The 17,113-nt window shown below is 70.0% G+C and carries 13 protein-coding genes; 7 read left to right on the top strand and 6 right to left on the bottom strand.

Features of this window, described 5'->3' with window-relative positions; translation table 11 throughout:
• Positions 1-116: 116 nt before the first annotated feature.
• Both HLH34_RS05880 and HLH34_RS19755 read left to right on the top strand, forming a co-directional pair.
• Positions 117-1,130, top strand: a complete 1,014-nt coding sequence (locus tag HLH34_RS05880; RefSeq protein WP_183118637.1) for a glycosyltransferase — start codon at positions 117-119, stop codon at positions 1,128-1,130.
• A gap of 248 nt (positions 1,131-1,378) precedes the next feature.
• Positions 1,379-2,584, top strand: a complete 1,206-nt coding sequence (locus tag HLH34_RS19755) for a GGDEF domain-containing protein (protein WP_183118636.1) — start codon at positions 1,379-1,381, stop codon at positions 2,582-2,584.
• A gap of 168 nt (positions 2,585-2,752) precedes the next feature.
• On the opposite strand, the gene HLH34_RS05870 is transcribed toward HLH34_RS19755, so the two are convergent.
• From HLH34_RS05870 to HLH34_RS05860, 3 genes are read right to left on the bottom strand one after another with little or no spacing between them, the layout of a single operon-like run.
• A complete protein-coding gene (locus HLH34_RS05870) occupies positions 2,753-6,079 on the bottom strand; it encodes an efflux RND transporter permease subunit (protein ID WP_183118635.1) in 3,327 nt (1,108 codons plus the stop codon).
• A 30-nt stretch (positions 6,080-6,109) separates the two neighbouring features.
• Entirely contained in the window at positions 6,110-7,453 is a 1,344-nt protein-coding gene (locus HLH34_RS05865) for a purine-cytosine permease family protein (RefSeq protein WP_240162024.1), read from the bottom strand.
• Positions 7,454-7,511: 58 nt separating this feature from the next.
• Positions 7,512-8,345 carry an SDR family NAD(P)-dependent oxidoreductase gene (locus HLH34_RS05860; protein WP_183118634.1) on the bottom strand — a complete coding sequence of 278 codons (834 nt, stop codon included), beginning with the start codon at positions 8,343-8,345 and terminating at the stop codon, positions 7,512-7,514.
• Between the two features lie 85 nt (positions 8,346-8,430).
• On the opposite strand from HLH34_RS05860, the gene gmk reads away from it, so the two are divergent.
• From gmk to HLH34_RS05835, 5 genes are all read left to right on the top strand, one after another.
• Complete coding sequence (gene gmk / locus HLH34_RS05855) at positions 8,431-9,135, top strand: guanylate kinase (RefSeq protein WP_183118633.1); 705 nt, start codon at positions 8,431-8,433, stop codon at positions 9,133-9,135.
• 4 nt (positions 9,136-9,139) lie between these two features.
• Positions 9,140-10,603 carry a D-glycero-beta-D-manno-heptose-7-phosphate kinase gene (rfaE1, locus tag HLH34_RS05850; RefSeq protein ID WP_183118632.1) on the top strand — a complete coding sequence of 488 codons (1,464 nt, stop codon included), beginning with the start codon at positions 9,140-9,142 and terminating at the stop codon, positions 10,601-10,603.
• Positions 10,600-11,766, top strand: a complete 1,167-nt coding sequence (locus tag HLH34_RS05845; RefSeq protein WP_183118631.1) for an AGE family epimerase/isomerase — start codon at positions 10,600-10,602, stop codon at positions 11,764-11,766. The genes rfaE1 and HLH34_RS05845 overlap by 4 nt, the downstream gene beginning before the upstream one ends.
• Before the next feature lie 94 nt (positions 11,767-11,860).
• Positions 11,861-13,369 carry a replicative DNA helicase gene (locus HLH34_RS05840; protein WP_183118630.1) on the top strand — a complete coding sequence of 503 codons (1,509 nt, stop codon included), beginning with the start codon at positions 11,861-11,863 and terminating at the stop codon, positions 13,367-13,369.
• Positions 13,370-13,521: 152 nt separating this feature from the next.
• On the top strand, positions 13,522-14,670 hold the full coding sequence (locus HLH34_RS05835) for a glycosyltransferase (RefSeq protein WP_264784499.1): 1,149 nt from the start codon (positions 13,522-13,524) through the stop codon (positions 14,668-14,670).
• On the opposite strand, the gene HLH34_RS05830 is transcribed toward HLH34_RS05835, so the two are convergent.
• From HLH34_RS05830 to HLH34_RS05820, 3 genes are read right to left on the bottom strand one after another with little or no spacing between them, the layout of a single operon-like run.
• Positions 14,628-15,230: an SAM-dependent methyltransferase gene (locus HLH34_RS05830; protein WP_183118629.1), complete on the bottom strand. Its 603-nt coding sequence runs from the start codon at positions 15,228-15,230 to the stop codon at positions 14,628-14,630. The genes HLH34_RS05835 and HLH34_RS05830 overlap by 43 nt on opposite strands.
• Positions 15,223-15,954, bottom strand: coding sequence for a PIG-L deacetylase family protein (locus HLH34_RS05825; protein ID WP_183118628.1), 732 nt, complete (start codon positions 15,952-15,954; stop codon positions 15,223-15,225). The genes HLH34_RS05830 and HLH34_RS05825 overlap by 8 nt, the downstream gene beginning before the upstream one ends.
• Positions 15,951-17,057, bottom strand: a complete 1,107-nt coding sequence (locus HLH34_RS05820) for an acyl-CoA dehydrogenase family protein (RefSeq protein WP_183118627.1) — start codon at positions 17,055-17,057, stop codon at positions 15,951-15,953. Before HLH34_RS05820 ends, HLH34_RS05825 begins: the two co-directional genes overlap by 4 nt.
• Positions 17,058-17,113 lie beyond the last annotated feature (56 nt).

The raw sequence follows: 17,113 nt of genomic DNA, 5'->3' as shown, positions 1-17,113 counted from the left end.
ACTGCGACCGGCTCTACCGGACCTTCGGCATTCGCCTGCCCTATTGGCGCGACAGCCTCGCCCGCACCGTCTCGGCCCTCGTGGCCGACACCCCCACGCCCTAGAGCGGCCGGCCGATGGATTCGATCCGTTTCATCGACGACATCGACTTCGCCGGGACGGTTGCGGAGGCGGCCCCCCTCCCGCCACGATGCCCGGCGGCCGACCGGCCCGCCGTTCCCGTGACCATCGTGCTGTCGGTCTACGACGGGGCGGCGTTCCTGCCCGCGCAACTCCGCTCGATCCTGGCGCAGACCTGCACGAACTGGACGATCCTGTGGCGCGACGACGGATCGTCGGACGGATCGGCCGAGATCATGCGCGCGTTCCAACGCGGCGACGGCGCGGGCCGGTGCGTCGAGATCGACGCGTCGGGCCGGCATCTGGGCATCGCGCCCTCGTACCTGCGGCTGCTGCGCGCGGCGCCACGCGGGTCGGTCGTCGCCTTCGCCGACCAGGACGATGTGTGGCTGCCCGACAAGATCCGGCGCGGGCTGGACCATCTGGGGCGCCTGCCCGCCCACCGGCCCGCCCTGTATTGCGGGCGGCAGATCCTGGTGGACGGCGAGTTGCGGACCATGGGTCTGTCGCCCGTCCATGCCGCCACGCCATGCTTCCTGTCGGCGTTGACGCAGAATGCCGCGACGGGCTGCACCATCATGCTCAACGACGCGGCGCGCGCCGTGATCGCGGCCTGCGCCCCGCCGCCGCCCATGGTGCTGCACGACTGGTGGGCCTATCTGCTGGTGCTGGGCGCGGGGGGCGTGGCGCATGTCGACCCCTGCCCGATGGTGCTGTATCGCCAGCATCCCGACAATGCCGTGGGCGCCCCCAGCCTGCCGGTTCGCGCCCTGCGCGCGCTGCGGCGCGGACCGCGCGCCTTCATGGGCGTATTCCGCCAGAATGTCGGCCAGTTGCTGGCCCAGGACGGCGTGCTGACCGACAGCGCCCGCCGCGACCTGGCGTGCATCGGCCGCGCCTTGCGCGGCCGCCGCCGCGACCGGCTGCGCCTGATCGGGGCACTGCCGGCGATGGCCCGCCACGGCGCGGTCGAAAACCTGGTGTTCCGGCTATGGCTGTTTGTCGGGTAGCGTCGGGCCTGCAAGACGCCGCTCGCCACCCCGCGCAGGTCGGTAGTCGGCGCGAGGTCGCGATTCTCGAAAAGCCGGCCCGGCCGCAATCCGGGGCATGTGCCGTGCAGGCGGCCCCGCGCGGCCGCCCAGCGATTTCATCCTTTCCTTACGCCACGCGATCGATCATGAAGGCGTATCGACGGAAGACGGATCGGCGACGTGAAGGTCAATCGCATGCCGGCCGACTGGATACCGCCACCCGGATCGTGGACCCACGCCCCCCGATGATCCTGCCCCTGACCATCATCCTGGTGATCCTGCTGACCAGCAGCAACTATATCGGCGCGTGGCTGCAGGATCGCCGGCAGGTGGCGATGCTGTGGATGACGGCGTCCGCCCTGCTGGTGGCGGTGTCCTTCGCCGTCCGCACGCTTCTGCCGCCCCTGCCGGGGATCGTCCTCTCCAATGTCGGGGTGATGGAGGCGATCGGCATCATCTGTGTCGCCTGCCGGAGGACGCGCGGGCGACGGGTCCCGCCATGGGTGGTCCTGGCGCCCGGAGTGGCCTGGCTGGCGCTGTACCTCGCCCTCGATTTTCCCGATCACCCCGACCTGCGGGTGGTCGTCACCAACCTGCTGGCCGGGTCGCTCTTCATCGTCGCCCCGATGGAACTGCTGCGCGGCGAAAGGGAGGGACTGGTCGCCGGATGGTGGGTGGCGGGCATCCTGGGCATCGAGAGCCTGTGCTGTTTCGGCCGCACGCTGATCACCGCCTGGCTGTCCGGCGGCGATCGGGCCGCCGAGGTGGCGCATGCCGGCCTGATCTTCGTCGGCCTGTCGTCGCTGGTCCTGATGATGCTGCTCAGCGCCGGCATGGTGGCGCTGGTAAAGGAACAGACCGAACAGTACCACCGCCGGATGGCCGGGCTGGACGCCCTGACCGGCCTGGGCAACCGGCGCCGCCTGAACGAGTGCCTGGAACAGGCGGTGCCGCAGGCCGGCCGAAGCGGCCGGCCCCTGGCCGTCATCATGATCGATGTCGATTCCTTCAAGGCCTACAACGACCACTATGGCCACCCGGCCGGCGACAACTGCCTGCGTGCCGTCGCCGACGCGCTGCAGGGCGGCCTGGTACGGCGCACCGACCTTGTCATGCGCTATGGCGGCGAGGAGTTCGTGGTGCTGCTGCCCGACACCTCCGCCGCCGAGGCCGAGCGCATCGCCGAACGGCTGCGCCTGGCGGTGCGTGGCCTGGGCCTGTGCCACGCCGGGCGCCACGCCGGGCGCGACGACGGCGTGGTCACGATCAGCCTGGGCGTGGCGGTGCTGGAGCCGGGTGCCGGGATGACGGACGGCGCGGCCCTGCTGGGGGCGGTGGACCAGGCCCTGTACGAGGCCAAGCGGCGCGGGCGCGACCAGAGCGTATCCTACCTGCCCCTACAGCCCGAACCCGTCGCGATCACCGCACCGTAACCGTCAGAGCCTGTTTGAAAATGTGGGCTGGCGAGCGAGAGCGGAACGCAGTGAAACGCCCGGCGTGTGTTTTCGAGCCCCGAAGCGGAGCGGCCTTATGGGCCGTGAGCATCGGAGCGCAGAAAACGCGCGTCGGATCGCCGCCAGCGCGCATTTTCAAACAGGCTCTCAGACCGTGTGGTGATCCAGCGCGTCGGGCGGCGGCAGGATATGCCTGCGCCAGCGTCGCGACAGCTTGCGCACGACCCACGCGCGGACGCGTTCCAGCAGCAGATAGACCACCGGCGTGGTATAGAGCGTCAGAAGCTGGCTCATCGCCAGGCCGCCGACCACGGCGATGCCCAGCGGCCGGCGCAGTTCGATCCCGTAGCCGGCGCTGACGATCAGCGGCACCGCGCCGAAGGCGGCGGCCAGCGTCGTCATCAGGATCGGCCGGAAGCGCTTGGCGCAGGCCTCGCGGATCGCGGCCTCGGGCGACATGGCGCCGTCGCGTTCGGCATGCAGGGCGAAATCCACCATCAAAATCGCGTTCTTCTTCACGATGCCGACCAGCAAAATCATTCCGATCATCGCGATCAGCGAGAATTCCTGCCCGCTGAGCCACAGGGCCAGCACCGCGCCCACCGTCGCCGACGGCAGGGTCGACAGGATGGTCAGGGGATGGATGTAGCTTTCGTACAGGATGCCCAGCGTCACGTACATCGTCGCCAGCGCCGCCAGGAACACCAGCAGTTCGTTGATCAGCGCGGTCTGGAACTCCGCCGCCTGGCCGGTAAACCCGCCCTGGATGGTGCTGGGGATGCGCATGCGCACCATGGTCGCCTCGATCTCGGCCGTGGCGTCGCTCAGCGTCCTGTCCTTGGCCAGGTTGAACGAGATGGCGCCGGACACGAACCCGCCGCGATGGCCGACCGAGATCGAGGTCGGCCGCATGTCCATCCGGGCCACCACCGGCAGCGGCACCATCGTCTCGACACTGGAGGACACGGCCGAACCGCTGGACGCCCCGGCGCCGCCGGCCAGCCGGTTGGCCACGGCGTTGCGGAACGACTGCTGGCTCAACGTCGTGGCCCGCGATGCCGCCTGTCCGTTATCGACGCGCACCCGCACCGTATTGGACACCGTGCCGCCGCCCGCCGTCCCGCCGGCGGTCGACACCCGGAAGGCCTGCATCACGTCCGGCGTGTCGCGATAGGACGGCGCGACCTCCATGACCACATGATAGGTCGCAAGCGGCGTCGAAATGCTCGACGCGCTGCGCTGGCCGTACGCGTCGTACAGCGCGTTGCCGATCAGCTGCGGCGTCACCAGGTAGCGCGCGGCGGTGTCGCGTGCGATCTCGACATGCACGGCCGAGGCGCGGTCGCTCAGGTTGGTGGTGATGTCGGTCATCACCTTGCTGCCCTGCAGGGCCTGGGTCAGCCGGGGCACCCAGGTATAGATATCCTCGGCATCGTCGCTGCGCAGGACATAGCGATAGGCGCCCTGCTGCTGCCGGCCGCCGCCGCCGTTGACATCGCCCGCCGAAAACAGCGACAGCCGCAAGCCCGTCAGGCCCGTCAGGCGCTTGCGGATGCGCGCGATCATCTCGTCCGGGCCGTCGGCGCGGTCGCGCTTGCCGATCATCTGGGCGAAAGCCTGGCCCTCGACCCGCGTATCGCCCGAGAAGGCGGCCACCGATTCGGTGTCCGGGTCGGCCATTATGGCGTCGCCCACCGCGCGGATCTTGCGGTCCATGGTCTGGAAGGACCCGGCCTCGTCCCCCCGGAAATAGCCAACGATCAGGGCCACGTCCTGCTTGGGGATGATGTTCTTGGGCATCAGGACGATGATGCCCACGGTCGCCACCAGGCTGAGCGGCAGCGTGGACAGCACCCACCAGCGATGCCGCAGCGCCCGGTCCAGCGAACGCACATAAAGATGCAGCACCGCCTCGAACATCGCCTCGATCCCGTCCGAGAGGCGGCGCAGCACACGGCGCACCCGCGACGCGCCGGGGGGCAACGGCGCATTGTGGCTGACATCCAGCAGCAGGCTGCACATCATCGGCGTCAGGCTGACCGACAGGAACAGCGACACCACCACCGTCACCGCCAGGGTCATCGCGAATTCGTAGAACACCTTGCCCGCCGTGCCGGGCATCAGCAGCAGCGGCAGGAACACCGCGACCAGCGAGATCGTGATCGACAGCACGGTGAACGCGATCTCGCGCGAACCCAGCAGCGCGGCCTCCAGCCGCCCCATCCCCGCCTCCATGTGGCGGGCGATGTTTTCCACCACCACGATCGCGTCGTCGACCACGAAGCCGGTGGCGATGGTCAGCGCCATCAGCGACAGCGTGTCCAGCGAGAACCCCAGCAGGTACATCGCCGCCAGCGTCCCGGCCAGCGAAATGGGCACCGTTACCGCTGGAATCAGCGTCGAGCGCGGCGCGCGCAGGAACACCAGCACCACCCCCACCACCAGCAGGACCGAGACCAGAAGCGTCAGCTGCGTGTCCGCCAGCGAGGCGCGGATGGTGATCGACCGGTCCATCGCCGGCGTCAGGGTCATGCCGGCGGGCAGCGCGCCCATCATCGCCGGCATCCGCTCGCGGATCTGGTCCATCACGCGGATGACGTTGGCGCCGGGCTGCGAGCGGACCACGGCCATGACTGCGCGATGGCCGTTGAAATAGCCCGTCTGGCGTTCGTTCTCGACCCCGTCGGCCACGGTGGCCACGTCGGCCAGCCGGACCGGCCGGCCGTCGCGATAGCCCACCACCAGGTCGCGATACTGGGCCGCCTGCCGGGCCTGGTCGTTGGTCGACAGGCTGTAGCGCTGCTGTCCGACATCGACGAAGCCCTTGGGCGTGTTGGCGTTGGCCGAGGCCAGGGCCGAGCGGACGTCCTCGAACCCCAGGCCGTACTTGAACAGGGGGAAGGGATTCATCTCGACCCGCACGGCGGGGGGCGAACTGCCGACCATCTCGATCCAGCCGACGCCCTTGATCTGCGCCAGCATCGGCTGGAGGCGCGTGGTCATGACGTCATGCAGTTCGGCCACCGGCCGTGTGTCCGACGTCAGCGCCATCACCATGATCGGGCTGTCGGCAGGGTTGGCCTTCCAGTATTGCGGCACCATCCGCAGGGTGGTCGGCATGTCCCGCGTCGCCGCCCGCAGCGCCGCCTGCACGTCGTTGGCCGCCCCGTCGATGTTCCGGCTGTCGTCGAAGGTCAGCAGGATGAACGAGGTACTGTCGGTGGAATCGGATTCGATCTCGCTGATGCCGGCGATCTGGCCCAGGCGCCGCTCCAGCGGCGTCGTCACCGAACTGGCCATCTGCTGCGGCGACGACCCCGGCTGGGTCGCGACGACATAGATGATCGGCACCGAGATGTTGGGCAGGTCGCCCACTGGCAGCACGCGATAGGCGAACATCCCCGCCATCACAAGCGCCAGCGAAATCAGGGTCGTGGCCACCGGCCGCAGGATGAAGGGACGGCAGGGATTCATGCGGCGCGGGTCATCGGCGGGTCACGATCCTTATTCATGGGGCGGCGACGTGCTTGCCCGCCCGGCGCCATACCACAGGGCCGCTCCGAAGAAGCCCACATAATAGCCGATGTCCGCCCCGCCCAGCCATTGCGCGACCGGACCGGTATAAAGCTGGCTGGTCGAGAACAGCAGGATCGTCGCCACCGAGGTAACGACGAAGATCGTCGCCCCGCGCGTCCAGCCCGGCGGCACCGGCCGGGGGGTCCTGTCGCCCAGGTACCAGTCCGCCAGCACGATGCCGATCCACGGCGCGATCCAGTACATCGTCACCACCAGATAGTCGGTATAAAGCGCGGCATAGCGCCCCGCCCCCGCGACCGCCAGCACATAGCCCAGCGTCGCCGTGATGATGGCGGCCAGCACGCGCGGCACATGGATGCCGGCGGAAATCAGGCTGTAGCTGGCCGTATTGTCGTTGAACGAATTGCCGGTGACCGACGACAGCGCGATCGCCGCCAGCACCACCGGCCCCAGCGGGCCGGCGGCGTGCTGCAGGCTGGCGATCACCGCCGTGGGCGACGGTTCGGCAATGCTGGCCGCCGTCAGCAGGCCCAGGATCTGGAACGGCACGGCCGACCCCAGCAGCCCCGCCAGCGCCAGCCCGACCACCCGGCGCGGATCGCTGTCGGCGGGCAGATAGCGCGTGTAGTCCGACGAATAGGACGCCCACGACAGGTTGAAACTGGCCAGGATCGCCACCGCCAGCAGAAACGTCGCCAGCCCCGGCGAATGGGCGGCCCGCGGCACCGCGATCCCGCGCGAGACGCATTCCACCCCGATCACCGTGAACGCCAGCAGCAGGACGCCGCCCAGATATTTCTGCAGCGCCTGCACCATGTCGTGGCCATAGATGCTGGCCACCATCTGCACCGACGCCAGGATGCCCAGCGCCACCCAGAACGGCAGGCCGACCCCCGCGATGATGGACAGGAACGCGATCAGCGCCGCCGCCGCCGGCACATTGTTCACCGCGTCCCAGCCGACGCAGTACACCCAGTTGAGGAAGGCCGGCGGGCGGATGCCGATCCGGCCCAGGGCGCGGCGCGAGGCCTCCATCTGCGTCAGGCCGGTCGCGGGGCCGATCGACGCCGCCAGCGCCACCGGCAGCGCGCCGACCACGTTCCCGATCAGGATCGCCACCAGGCCCGCGCGGAAATCCAGCCCCAGCGACACCAGCAGCACGCCCGTCACCCACCCGCCGGGGCCGAGATTGGGGGAAAAATGGCTCCAGAACACGCGATCGACGGGCATGGTCTTGCGCGCGGCCGGCACCGGGCGGGACACCGCCGCGACGCCGAGTTCCTCCATCAGGGGCGGGCGCGGAAAAGGCATCGTCACAGGTTCCGATCGCGCGGGGGAATGGCGGTGCAATCGTTGCGTGAATAGATCCTTATGGCAAGTCGGCGGCGATGCCGCCCCCCGTCTCGGGCATCGAGCCCGCCCGTCCGGCGGGCTGGCGGAAATAGAACGCATCCGCCACGCGCGGCGGCAGCAGATCCATCATCCGCGACCCCGCCGCCAGCCACCACGGAAAGGCGAGGCGCCGCCGCCCGGCCGCCACCCCGCGCAGGATGGCGGCCACGGCATCGTCCATTTCGGTCAGGCCGGGCATGGGAAAGCAGTTGGCCGCGGTCATCGGGGACCGGACGAAGCCGCAGCACACGCTGGACATCAGGATGCCGTCGCGGGCCATGTTGCCGCCGGTCGCCACCATGAAGCGGTCCACCGCCGCCTTGGACGCGCAATAGGACGGCGTGCCGGGAAAGGCGACATAGGCCGCGACCGAGGCGATAGCGCAGATCCGTCCCCGCACCCCGCGCGCATCGCGCGCCTGCCCCGCCTGCACCGCCAGCGCCGGCAGGACGGTGTTGATCACCCCGCTCAGATTGGTGTCCATCATGCGGCGGACCTGGCCGTCCGGCTCGCACGGGGCGTCGCGGCCGGCGGGACGCGCGGTCGAGGCCGTGATTCCGGCGCAGGCGAACACCAGGTCCAGCGCGCCGGCCCCGCCGATCCATTCCTCCATGCCCGCGCGGTCGCGCACGTCCTGGCGGCGGATGCGCACCGTTGCCCCGCGCCCGGTGCAACGCGCGGCCACATCGCGCAACCGCGCCGGATCGCGCCCCCCCAGATGCAGCAGCGCGCCCGGGCGCGCCAGGGCCAGGGCGATGGACCGACCGATGCCGGACGATGCCCCCGTGACGAGAATCGTATCCTGTTTCATGTTCGCCAGATTAGAGACCGCCTGATAAAAGACCGCAAACCCGCGCCGCCGCGGGCCGATTGAGGATCTGAGGAATGTGCCGCCGATGACGCCCACCAGCGAACGCCAGGCCCACCCCGCGCGCCAGACGCCCGCCCGGACGCCGCTGGGGCAACCGATCGCGCGCCGGGGGGTCTGCCTGGTGATTTCCGCCCCGTCGGGCGCCGGGAAATCGACCATCGCCAATGCGCTGCGCGCCGCCGACCACCGGCTGCTGCATTCGGTGTCGGTCACTACCCGCCAGCCCCGCCCCGGCGAGACCGAGGGCGTCCATTATCATTTCCGCACCATGGACCAGTTCCAGCGCATGGCCGAGGAAGGCGAGATGCTGGAATGGGCGACGGTGTTCGGCCGGGGCTACGGCACGCCCCGCGCCCCGGTCGAGGCCGCGCTGGCCGCGGGACGCGACATGGTGTTCGACATCGACTGGCAGGGGCACCGGCAGATCCGCGATGCCCTGCCCGACGACGTGGTCAGCCTGTTCGTGCTGCCTCCGTCCCTGGCCGAACTGGAACGCCGGCTGTGCAACCGCGCGTCCGACCATGCCGAGGAAATCGCCCGCCGGATGAAGGCCGCCCGCGACGAGATCTCGCACTGGCGGGAATTCGACCATGTAATCGTCAATACCGAGCTGGACCAGGCGATCGCCGAGGCCCGCGCCGTGCTGGTGGCGGCGCGGCTGGAAACCCGGCGCCAGGCGGGGCTGGCCGGCTTTGTCGCCGGGTTCGACGCGGCCGGATCGGGCGCGTAACACCGTGGATTTCTCGTCGATCACGGTGCTGTGCATCGGTGACGTCATGCTCGACCGGTTCGTCTATGGCGAGATGGAGCGCATCTCGCCCGAGGCCCCGGTTCCCGTCCTGCGCCTGGGCCGCACGCGCGAAATGCCCGGCGGCGTCGGCAACGTGGCCAACAACATCCTGTCGCTGGGCGGGCGGGCGATCCTGATCGGGCTGGTGGGCCGGGACGCGCCGGGGGCGGCGCTGCGCGCGCTGCTCAGCGCGCGGCCGGGGCTGACCGACGCGCTGGTGGACACCGACGCCCGGCCGACGATCTGCAAGACCCGCTTCATCGCCGCCAACCAGCAGGTCGTCCGCGCCGACGAGGAAAGCCGCCTGCCGGTGCAGGAGCCCGAGGTCCACGCGCTGATCGCCGCGATCGACGCCCATATCGACGCCGCCACCATCGTCGTGCTGTCGGACTACGCCAAGGGCGCTTGCGCCGACCCGGTGATCCGCCACGCCATCGCCCGCGCGGGCGCGCGGTCGGTCCCGGTCTTCGTCGATCCGAAATCGCGCGATTTCTCGCGCTATCGCGGGGCCGCCTGCATCACGCCCAACGCCCGCGAACTGGCGCAGGCGACCGGCCTGCCGGTGGACAGCGACGCCGAGATCGAACAGGCCGCCCACGCCGCCATGATGCAGGCCGACGCCCGCGCCATCCTGGCCACCCGGTCGGAAAAGGGCATGGCCCTGGTCGAACGCGACGGCGCCGCCCAGACCGTTCCCGCCCGCGCGCGCGAGGTCTTCGACGTGTCGGGCGCGGGCGATACGGTCATTGCGACCCTGGCCCTGGCCGCGGGCTCGGGCATGACCCTGGCCCAGGCGATGCATGTTGCCAACGCGGCGGCCGGCGTCGTGGTCGGCAAGCTGGGCACCGCGACGGCCGACATCGCCGAGGTGCTGGCCGAACTGGATGCGCAGGACCACGCCCATGCGGGCGGCGCCCCCGTCCTGCTGTCGCGCGAGCAGGCGGCGGAGCAGGTCGCACGGTGGAAGGCGCAGGGGTTGCGGGTGGGCTTCACCAACGGGTGCTTCGACCTGCTGCATCCCGGCCATGTCGGGCTGCTGGCGGCGGCCCGGGCGGCGTGCGACCGGCTGATCGTGGCGCTGAACACCGATGCCAGCGTGACCCGGCTGAAAGGTCCCGAGCGTCCGGTCAATACGCTGCGCGACCGGGCGACGGTCATGACGGCGATCCGCCATGTCGACGCCGTCGTCGCCTTCGACGAGGACACGCCGCTGGATCTGATCCGGCTGCTGCTGCCCGACGTGTTGGTGAAGGGCGCCGATTACCGCCCCGATCAGGTCGTGGGCGCCGACGTGGTGCAGGCGGCCGGCGGCCGGCTGCTGCTGGCGCGGCTGGAGGACGGGCAGTCGACGACGCGGACCCTGGGCCGCATCCGCGCCGCCGGAACAGCCGGGACGCGCGATCAATGACCCCCTCCGTGCCGGCGCTGCCCGACGACATCCGCCAGGCCCATGCCGCGTTCGGATCGTGGCTGTTCGACCGCGCCCTGCCCGTCTGGGGGGCCACGGGGTGCGATGGCGACGCGGACGACCCCGCCCGGCTGGGCGCGCGCGAACAGCTGAACCCGGACGGCACAGCGGCCGATCCGGGCTTCAAGCGCCTGCGCGTGCAGGCCCGGCAGCTGTACGCCTTCACCCGCGCCGCCCTGTACGGCTGGCCCGGCGGCGCGGCGCGGGCCGGGGGCATCTATCGCTTCATGCGGCATGGGCTGCGCGACGACGGCGGATGGGTCAGCCGCCTGACCGCCGGCGGCGCGGTGCTGGACCCGACGGCCGACCTGTACGACCTGGCCTTCATCATCTTCGCCCTGTCCTGGTACGGGCGGCTGGACACGTCGGGCGCGCCGGTTCATCTGGCGCGGCAGACGGTCGCCTGGCTGCGGCGCGCCATGGCCACCCCCAACGGCGGGTTTCTGGACACCCTGCCGCGCGGGGACGGTCCCCGGCAGCAGAACCCGCACATGCATCTGCTGGAAGCCGCGCTGGCGCTGTTCGAGACCACGGGCGACGAGTCCGACGCCACCCTGGCGCACGACCTGGTCGATCTGTTTCGCACCCGCCTGTTCGACGAGCGGACAGGCACGCTGGGCGAAGCCTTCACCGATGACTGGCGGCCCGTGCCCGGCGCGGCCGGCGGGCTGGTCGAACCCGGCCACCAGTACGAATGGGTGTGGCTGCTGTGCGAGTACGGGCGCCTGACCGGCCGCGCCCTGTCCGATCACGCGCGCACCCTGTTCGGGTTCGGCCACCGCCACGGCGTCGATCCCGAGACCGGCCTGATCCGCGACGTGCTGCGCCGCGACGGTGCCATCGTGCGGGGGTCGGCGCGGCTGTGGGCGCAGACCGAGGGCCTGCGCGCGGAAATCGCCATGTACGACCCCGCCACCAGCGGGGCGCGGATCGTCCGCATCGTCGATAATCTGCTGGGCCGCTATTTCACCGGCTGTCCGACCGGCACGTGGAACGACCATCTGGACGATGCGCTGCGTCCGATAGGCGACCGGATTCCGGCCAGTTCCTTCTATCACATCGTCGCCGGCTACGCGGAACTGGACCGCCTGGTCCGCGGCTGAACAGGCGTCCACGGGACCGGGCCTGTAAAGTTATCCCCATGTTCCTTGGTTATCCACAGACCGGTCCACAGCCTGCGTCTGGTAAGAGGACCCTGTGAACCAGATCGACCCCTCCCCCGACGAGTCCCGCGACACGCTGCTCGGCCTGTCGCAGCGCCAGCCCCCCGCCAACATGCAGGCGGAGCAGGCGCTGCTGGGCGCGTTGCTGACGAACAACCGCGCCTATGACCGGGTGTCGGACTTCCTGACCGGCGAGCATTTCGCCGATGCCGTCAACGGCCGGATCTATGACGCCGTCGCCCGGCGGATCGAGGCCGGGCATCTGGCCGACCCGGTCACGCTGCGCGCCGAATTCGAACATTCCGGCCTGCTGGATGCGGTGGGGGGCACCGCCTATCTGGGCCGGCTGCTGACGGCGATGGTCGGCATCATCAATGCCGGCGATTATGGCCGCGCGATCCACGACGCCTGGGTCCGCCGGCAATTGATCGACATCGGCGAGACGGTCGTCAACAACGCCTTCGGCGCGCGGCCCGACCTGGACGGCGTGGACCAGATCGCCGCCAGCGAGGAAGCCCTGTTCCGCCTGGCCACCGAAAAGGGGCAGGAAGGCGGCTTCACCAGCTTCGACCGGGCGTTGGCCGATGCGCTGGACGTGGCGGAAAAGGCGTTCCACCGCACCGGCGACGTCGTGGGCCTGACCACCGGCCTGCGCGACCTGGACAAGAAGACCGGCGGCCTGCACCCGTCGGACCTGCTGATCCTCGCCGGCCGCCCGGCCATGGGCAAGACGGCGCTGGCCACCAAGATCGCCTTCAGCGCCGCGCGCGCGCTGATGCGCGAGGCGCAGGACGCCCCGCCCGGCACCCAGCCCAAGGGGTCGGTCGCGATCTTCTCGCTGGAAATGTCGGCCGAGCAGCTGGCCACCCGTATCCTGTCCGAACAGGCCAGCGTGTCGGGCGAGCGCATCCGGCGCGGCGATATCGGACAGAAGGAATTCGACCGTTTCGTCCATGTCACGCGCGAACTGGCGCAATTGCCGCTGCATATCGACGACACGCCCGCCATTTCGCTGTCGGCGATGCGCACGCGCTGCCGCCGCCTTGCCCGGACCAAGGGGCTGAGCCTGGTGGTGGTCGATTACCTGCAGTTGATGCGCCCCTCGGTCGGCACCCGCCCGGAAAGCCGCGTGCTGGAAATCTCGATGATCACGCAGGGGCTGAAGGCCATCGCCAAGGAACTGAGCGTTCCAGTGATCGCGCTGTCACAGCTGTCGCGCCAGGTCGAAAGCCGCGAGGACAAGCGGCCGATGCTGTCGGACCTGCGCGAATCCGGGTCGATCGAACAGGACGCCGACGCCGTGATGTTCGTCTATCGCGACCAGTATTACCTGCAGCAGCGCCAGCCCAAGGAAACCGCCCACGAGTCGAGCGAGAAATACCAGACGGCGATGGAAGAGTGGCAGCGCAAGATGGACCTGGCCCACAACCGCGCCGAGCTGATCCTGGAAAAGCAGCGCCACGGCCCCACCGGCACCGTGCATCTGTTCTTCGAGGGCGAATTCACCCGCTTCGGCGACCTGGATCTGGTGCACGACGCCTGAGAGCCTCAGGGCGTTGCCCTTGTCCCCCAAAGGGCCAGGCCCTTTGGAAACCCGGCACTTTATGAAACGAATGGGATGCAAGGGCCTAGGCCGACAGGCAACCTGTCGCCTGGTTCGCCGTTGAAAGCACTCACCTGCCAGAAGCATAGGCCGTGCCGATCCGGTCCCTTTCATCCCGCCCTTCGATGGTCGTCGCCATTCCGGTACGTGACGAGGAAACCCGCATCGGCCCCTGCCTGCTGGGCCTGGCGGTACAGGGCCGGCACACGCCCGACCATGTCGTCCTGCTGGTCAACAACACCACCGACGCCACCGTCGCCCGCGCCCGCGACATGTCGCCTTCCCTGCCCTTTGCGCTGACGGTGGCATGCCGCGTCTATCCCGACGCGCACGCCCATGCCGGCACTGCCCGGCGCGAGGCCATGGAGATTGCGGCCCAACGCGCCGGGGCCGGTGGTATCCTGCTGACCACCGATGCGGACGGCATCGTGGCCCCGGACTGGATCGGGCGCACCCTGTCCGCGTTTGCCGACGGCGCGCAGGTCGTGTGCGGGCGCGCGCTGATCGACCCGACGGAGGCCCTGGCCATCCCGGCGCACCTTCATCGCGACGACGACCGCGAGGTCGCCTACGGCACGGTGCTGGACCGCATCCATGACCTGGCCGATCCGGACCCGTACGACCCGTGGCCGCGCCATACCGAACATTCCGGCGCCAGCATTGCCGTCACCGTTGCCGCGTGGGCCCGGGCGGGCGGTGTTCCCGCCCTTCCCATTGCCGAGGACCGCGCTTTTATCGCGGCCCTCCGCCGGGTCGACACGCCGATCCGTCATGCCGCCGACGTGCAGGTCACCGTTTCGGGCCGCATCCGCGGGCGGGCCAGGGGCGGGATGGCCGATACCATCGCGCGACGGATGAAACGCCAGGACGAACTGCTGGACGACAGCCTCGAACCGGCGGACGACTGCCTGCGCCGGGCCCGCGCCAGGGCATGGCTGCGACATCTTCATGACGAACGGGGGATGGGCCTCGGCACGCGGGCGTCAACGGCCGACCTGGCGGCGATGCTGGGCGTCCCCGCGCATCATGTGGCCCATCGGATGATAGGGCCATATTTCGGCATGTGCTGGGAACGGCTGGAAGCCGAAACCCCGTCCCTGCGGCGGCGGGGCGTGCGCCGCAGCGACCTGGCATGGCATCACGCCCGGGCGGCGGACATCGTCGCCGGCCTGTCGGGCAGCAGGCCGATCCAATCCCCTCAGCCCGCCTTGATGTCACCGGCAAGCAGGTCGATCCGATAGCCGTCCTGCCTTTCGGAAAAGGCGCCGTTCATCCCGGCTCCGCAACACTGCCGTACGAAAAGATCGGCCGCTTCGTCGCCCGTACAGGGCGTATCCGTCGGCCCGGTCCAGTTCACCAGCAGGATCGCCGCATCCGATCGCCGCACCGTCAGAACCCGCTCCGCCAGGCCCCCGATGTCCGCCCGCGACAGGAAATACAGAAATTCCGAGACCACGATCAGGTCGCACGAACCCGGCGGCAAGGCCGGAAACGCGCCGGGCAAATGCCCCTGATGGAACGAGACCCCCGGCCAGCCCCGGCAGCGCGCGCGCGCGCGCAGCAATGCCGCTTCCGCCACATCCACCCCCAGCAGCCGGCTGCAATAGGGAGCAAGTTCCGCCGTCATCACTCCGATGGAGCAGCCGAGTTCCAGTGCGAAATCGAAACGCCGGCCGCCGAGCACCGCCAGCGTCCGGGCATATTTGCGGCGTTCATAGTCGCGGGTCTCGAACCCCCAGGGGTCGGGATGCCCGTCATACAGGCGGGCGAAGACCGATCCGGGCCAGGTCTCGCTACTCATGATCGAGAAAGACCTCGAAGGGCACATCGAAGACCGACAACAGCTTTTCCGGAAGATGGAATCCGGTCGGGTCATCCACGATCAGGCCGCCATACTGGCTTTCATGCGCGCGGATCGCCTCGGTCTTCGCCGGCAGATGGCGCGCGATATCGAGGCGCATTCCATGCGGTGGTGGCTGGTCCAGTTCGGTGTCCGGCGCAATCAGCCAGCCCCACACCGGATAGGCGAGCAGGGACAGATCGCACATTTTCCTCAACGCCACGCCCATTTTCCATACGGCCTCATGATCGCAGTGCGGGTCGTGACGCCAGGGGGCCAGCACCGTGCCGCACGCATGCCGCGCCGCCAGTTCGGCCAGGGTGGCCACCGCCCGATCGAATGCCGGCCCCTCATGCGGCGCGTCGGCGTCCGGCAGGCCGAGAAAGACGACGCGCCCGGGCGCGAGTCCCAGGAGGGAGACGGCATGCCGGGCCTCGGCCTGCCGCCGTGCCCGCAGGCGCGGGGCCGGCCACGCATGCGAATGGGGGTGCGAGGCCGCGCCGTCGGTCACGATGGCCACCACCGGCGGCCGCCCGGCGGCGCAGCACGCCGCGATCAGCCCCCCGCAGCCCAGGCTTTCATCGTCGGCATGCGGGGCCAGGATCAGGGCGGTGCCCGGCACGATCCGGTCGAGCGGCCCGAAGGGCAAGGCCCGGAACGCCGCCTGGACCAGCCCGGCCTTCATGCCGGCCCCTCCGGCTGGGGCAGGTCGCGCCGGGTGAACCAGCCGGCCGCCTCGACCAGCGTTTCGTCGGGCGCGGGCTGGCGCAGATAGGTCGCCAGATCCCGCAGGATCCGCTCGACGACATTGGCTTTCACGAAAGCCGACAGGCCGAGCCCCCGCTGCACGAGTTCGATGACATCCAGCCCGGCGCGCTCGGCCGCGATCCGGGCCAGATTGACCGTGGCGGCGACGTCGCCGGGGTCGAAGCCGCGCCCTTCCGCCACAAGGGCGGCCTTTCTGGCCCACTGCGCGGCCGTTTCCCGCGCGATCAGCGCCAGGCCCACGCGTACCCGCTGATGGGGATCGCCGTCGCGCGCCCTGTCCGCCAGTTGCAGGCGCAACAGATCCACCAACCGGTCGATCCCGCCCAACGCCACCGCGATGCCCCGCCATGCCCCGGCCGAGAATTCCGGCTGGCGCAGGTAATCGCCCGGCTGTCCGATCAGGGCGTCCGGCGTCAGGACCACCCCCGTGAAATCGCAGCGCCCCGTGCCCGCCCCGCGCATGCCGGTGATGCCGCCGATCGACAGGCTGGCCGCACTGGCATCGTCGCGCGGCACCAGGATCATGCGCGTGTCGCCGTCCGGCGCCCGCGCCGTGATCAAGGCCCGCGTCACCTGCAAGGCCCCGGAGGCGAACAGTTTTTCGCCGTGCAATATGATCGCCGCGCCGTCGTCGTGGAAACGAACGGGTTCGACCCCTTCCGTGACCCAGATGCCCAGCAGCGCCCCGTCGCGCACGTCCGCCGCCACCCGCCGCATGTGCGCGTCCGTTCCATAGCGGGCGACCAGCCGGATGGCGTTCACATGCCCTTCCAGCAGCCGCCCCACCGCCAGGCTGCCCTGCCCCACCATGCGCAGCAGCCGAAGAAGACCCAGCGCGCCCCCAGGCTCGGTTCCGTACCCGCGCCCACCCCATGCGGGCGGCAACGGGGCGGAGAACGCCCCCAGGCGTCGCAGATGCGCCATGCCGTCATGCGGAAACGCGGCGGCGCCGTCGTTTTCCGACGCTTCCTGTTCCAGGGCCGGCAGCAATTTGACCAGAGCGGCAAAGGGAAAACTCATGTCCGACCCAACGTCCTGCACGCCGGGATGTTTCAAATACCGGTCCGCGTCATGAT

Origin of the sequence: Gluconacetobacter azotocaptans (assembly GCF_014174355.1) — a bacterium.
Lineage (GTDB): Bacteria > Pseudomonadota > Alphaproteobacteria > Acetobacterales > Acetobacteraceae > Gluconacetobacter > Gluconacetobacter azotocaptans.
The sequence above is the reverse complement of the archived record's forward strand: the minus strand, read 5'-3'. Positions and strand labels throughout refer to the sequence as shown.